Source organism: Mesorhizobium sp. M7A.F.Ca.CA.002.05.1.1, assembly GCF_003998335.1.
Classification (GTDB): domain Bacteria; phylum Pseudomonadota; class Alphaproteobacteria; order Rhizobiales; family Rhizobiaceae; genus Mesorhizobium.
In genome coordinates, this window is the sequence record NZ_RZQI01000873.1 from 1 (window position 1) to 2,451 (window position 2,451).

The 2,451-nt window shown below is 63.2% G+C and carries 4 protein-coding genes; 1 reads left to right on the forward strand and 3 read right to left on the reverse strand.

Translation table 11 applies throughout. The annotated features are described in order from the left end of the window. Positions 1 to 621 (reverse strand): VOC family protein (locus EN939_RS29815; protein ID WP_164751338.1); only part of this gene is annotated, 621 nt, incomplete at its 3' end. 249 nt (positions 622 to 870) lie between these two features. Here EN939_RS29815 and EN939_RS29820 point away from each other — a divergent pair. Beyond that, positions 871 to 1,425 (forward strand): RBBP9/YdeN family alpha/beta hydrolase, encoded by a 555-nt coding sequence (locus EN939_RS29820; RefSeq protein WP_127269899.1) that lies wholly within the window; start codon positions 871 to 873, stop codon positions 1,423 to 1,425. Between the two features lie 6 nt (positions 1,426 to 1,431). On the opposite strand, the gene EN939_RS29825 is transcribed toward EN939_RS29820, so the two are convergent. Together EN939_RS29825 and EN939_RS29830 are read right to left on the reverse strand one after the other, a co-directional pair. After that, positions 1,432 to 2,205 (reverse strand): HpcH/HpaI aldolase family protein, encoded by a 774-nt coding sequence (locus tag EN939_RS29825; RefSeq protein WP_127269901.1) that lies wholly within the window; start codon positions 2,203 to 2,205, stop codon positions 1,432 to 1,434. Positions 2,206 to 2,331: 126 nt separating this feature from the next. Further along, positions 2,332 to 2,451 (reverse strand): ATPase inhibitor subunit zeta (locus tag EN939_RS29830; protein ID WP_127271247.1); only part of this gene is annotated, 120 nt, incomplete at its 5' end.

Sequence of the window (2,451 nt, forward strand, 5' to 3'; positions counted from 1 at the left end):
CGCCTGGCCACCGTATTTGGCCATGGTGTCGAAGCCAAATTCCTGGTTCCACCAGGCTTCGGCGTCTTCCGGCCTGCCGACACGCAGGTGGACATGGCCGACGATGCTGTTTTCCGGCGTACCCTGCCAGCCGGCATCACCCGCCGGCACTTCGGCAACGACGGACGGAATGTTCAGCCGTTCTGTCGCCATGGCAATCTTGTCGCCGTTCCACTTCCAGTCCTGCGGACGGCGGTCGGCATAGATCTCGATGCCATTGCCTTCGGGATCGGTCAGGTACAGGGCTTCGCTGACCAGATGGTCGGAAGCGCCCTCGATCGCGATCTTGTTTGATATGGCGTGGTTGATCCAGCGGCCGAGGTCGGCGCGGCTGGGCAGCAGGAAGGCGGTGTGGAACAGCCCGGCGCTGCGCGGATCATCCGGCTTGGCTGAAGCGTCCTGCTCAAGCACCAACAAGGGACGGTTGGCGGCGCCCAGGGTGATCGCGCCATCGGCACGGCTCAACTCCTGCAGACCGACAATTTCGCGGTAATAGGCGGCAAGGCTTTCCGCGTCGCGCGCCTTCAGCCCGACGCGGGCAACGCTGACCGGGGTGGTGGCGGCAAAAGGCAACTCGCTCATCGAATGCTCCGTTCGACCGGCCTGCGATGAAGCTCCCAAAGCGAGAAGCCCCACTCCGCCGATCATTGTACGTCGTGTCAGTTCCAAAGTCAGGGTTCCCGCGCACGGCTGTTTCTTTTCCTGACCACAGATCGTCCATCTGCATCGTTCACACAAGACGCGAAGAAGCGAACATGGTGTTCACTATTGTGATCAAAAGCGGCGTTCCTGCCGGTTGCACGAAGCGATGCCGCTCGCTATCTCAGCGCCATGAAGGTCAAGGAAGCAGATATTCTCATCGTACCGGGCTACACCAATTCCGGCCCCGACCATTGGCAGAGCCGCTGGCAGTCGAAACTGTCGACGGCGCGCCGCGTCGAACAGGCCGAGTGGTCGAAGCCGGTTCGCGAGGACTGGACGGCGAGCGTTGCCGAGGCGGTCAACGAGGCCGAGCGGCCGGTCGTCCTGGTGGCGCACTCGCTCGGTGTCGCCGCTGCAGTGCAAGCCATTCCGCAGTTCCGCAAGCCGGTTGCCGGGGCCTTCTTCGTGGCACCTCCCGACGTCGCCAATCCCGAGATCAGGCCCAGGCACCTGATGACCTTCGGCCCCTATCCGCGTGAGCCGCTGCCCTTTCCCTCGATCGTGATCGCCAGCCGCAACGATCCGTTCTGCGCCTTCGATGTCGCGGAGGATATCGCCGGCGCCTGGGGTTCGCTGTTCATCGATGCCGGTGAGACCGGTCATCTCAACCCGGATTCAGGTTTTGGTCCTTGGCCCGAAGGTTCAATGACCTTCGCCAAATTCCTGACGGATCTGAAACCTTGAGCGTCTTCAGGACCCGATCGAATCGCGGACGCTCTTGATCAGCGTTTTTGCCCCAAGCCCGATCAGCGAATGCTCGGAGCCCATGGCCAGCAGGCGATAGCCCATCGACACGACCCGGCCGGCAATTGCCGGCTCGACAACGTAGATCGCCGCATGTTTGCCGGCCTTGCGGGTGCGCTCGGCCACCGATGCCACCGTCTCCATCATGCTTTCCAGCGTCGAATTGACGGTCGCACCATTGCTCCAGGCGATCGAGAAATCCGACGGGCCGAGGAAGATGCCGTCGATGCCGGGCGTGTCGAGGATGCCATCGAGCGCATCGAGGGCGGCACGCGTCTCGACCATGGCGAAGGCCATCGTGCGCTGGTTGGTGTCGCGCAGCCAGTCGGCCTGGTCGCCTTGGCCGTGGCGTGGAAAAGCGTAGGTCGGACCCCAGGAGCGCTCGCCGAGCGGCGGGTATTTCATGGCGGCGGCGAACAGTTTTGCATCGGCAACCGAATTCACCATCGGCGCGATGACTGCCTCGGCGCCGAAATCGAGCGCGCGGCTTGCCATGTCGAAACGGCCAACGGGAATGCGCACCAGCGCCGGCTTGCCGGCAGCGAGCACCGGCACCAGGCCACGCAGCACGCTGTCTTCGTGATGGCCGCCATGCTGCATGTCGAGCGTGACGGCATCGAAACCCTGCTTGGCGACGATTTCGACGGTCAAGGCATCCGGCACGCCGGACCATGCGGTGAACAGCGTTTCGTCGGCCGCGAGGCGGGACTTCAGGGACATGGATACTTTCCTTGTTAACTCCGGCAGTTTCAGCCGGAAACCGCGACAAAGGCAAAGAAAAACCGCCCGGATAGGCCGGGCGGTCGATTGGTCCAGCGTATGGCCGGGATCAGCGCATGGCCCGGATCAGGTGTTCTTGATCTGCTCGATCGCCTGCGCCATCAGTTCGTCCATCGTGCGGCGGATCTGGTGATCCGACTGCTCGACGCCGGCCGCGTCGAAATCCCCGCGGATTTTGCGGAACAC

Excerpts from the sequence above, each read along its gene's own strand:
- EN939_RS29825 (WP_127269901.1), bottom strand. The coding sequence starts at position 2,205 with ATGTCCCTGAAGTCCCGCCTCGCGGCCGACGAAACGCTGTTCACCGCA.
- EN939_RS29820 (WP_127269899.1), top strand. The coding sequence starts at position 871 with ATGAAGGTCAAGGAAGCAGATATTCTCATCGTACCGGGCTACACCAAT.